1 protein-coding gene is annotated in these 1,246 nt (G+C 39.5%); it reads left to right on the forward strand.

The features are described 5' to 3' along the window. Positions 1–47 precede the first annotated feature (47 nt). Positions 48–1,142, forward strand: a complete 1,095-nt coding sequence (locus ACFO5Y_RS11760; RefSeq protein WP_197105382.1) for an IS30 family transposase — start codon at positions 48–50, stop codon at positions 1,140–1,142. Positions 1,143–1,246 lie beyond the last annotated feature (104 nt).

The raw sequence follows: 1,246 nt of genomic DNA on the forward strand, positions 1-1,246 counted from the left end.
GTTATTATTGAAGTTACCACACTCTCAATAGATAAGGATGAAATCACATGACGCATACTAATTCTAGCACATCATCACATAAAGGCAAACATCTCACCTATGAAGAACGGTGTCAAATTTCAATTTTGGTACATGAAAACTATTCAAATCGTCACATTGCTAAATCCATTGAACGTGCCCCACAAACAATCAACAATGAAATAAAACGTGGGACAATTCGTCAAATCCGTCGTCAAAAACAAGGGGGTAAAGTTTATACTTATACCTACCAGATTTACGACCCAAAACTTGCTCAATCACGCTATGAAGACTTACGTAAAAATTCAGGTAGACGTCCTAAATGGGTTGATTCCACTGACTTTATAGATTGGGCTGATCAAAAGATGTTAGAAGATGGATGGTCACCCGATACGGTGGTTGGTTTTGCGAATCGTTACAACTTATTCGCAAACGAACTAATTCCTTGTACCACTACTTTATACCACTGGATTGATAGTGGTATTATGCGAACTAAAAATATCGATTTATTAGAGAAACTTTCTCGTAAGATTAAGAACCCTAGTCAAAAAGTTCGTCGTAATAAGCGAGTGCTTGGAACCTCCATTGAAGAACGCCCTCAATCAATTGATACTCGAGAAACATTTGGTCATTGGGAAATCGACACCGTTATAGGGAATAAGACAAAATCCGAGCCGGTATTACTCACGCTTGTTGAAAGACAAACACGCTTTGAAGTCATTCTAAAAATTGACGGAAAAGATGCTGAGTCAGTCGATAAAGCAGTGACGAATTTGAAAGAACGAGCAGGTGATCAGTTTGAGTCTATCTTTAAGAGTATCACATCAGATAACGGTTCAGAATTTTCAGGACTCCACGAAGGGTTATCTGAGGTATTAGATGTCTACTTTACGCATCCCTATGCCTCTTGGGAGAGAGGAACGAGTGAGAATCAACATAAATTCATTCGTCGTTTCATTCCAAAAGGTAACTCTATGAGTGACTTAACTCAAAGGGATTGTTTGAGAATTCAACAATGGATGAATGATTATCCTAGGAAAATATTAGGTTATCAAACACCTCATGAAGCCTTTACTAAAGCCTTCAAAAAAGCAAGACAAGAGGAAGGACTCGTCAGTGCTTGACAACGAGCCTCCTTCGGCATGACTGAAAGTCTGGGAAGCTGGCAGAGGCCAGCCTTGGAATGACCCTATCATGCCTCAGCTCATTGTCAAGCACTGACTAGATA

The organism is Ruoffia tabacinasalis (genome assembly GCF_042652985.1).
Taxonomy (GTDB): domain Bacteria; phylum Bacillota; class Bacilli; order Lactobacillales; family Aerococcaceae; genus Ruoffia; species Ruoffia tabacinasalis.

Bases quoted from the DNA above. Each gene is read 5' to 3' on its own strand.
- ACFO5Y_RS11760 (WP_197105382.1), top strand. From the start codon at position 48: ATGACGCATACTAATTCTAGCACATCATCACATAAAGGCAAACATCTC.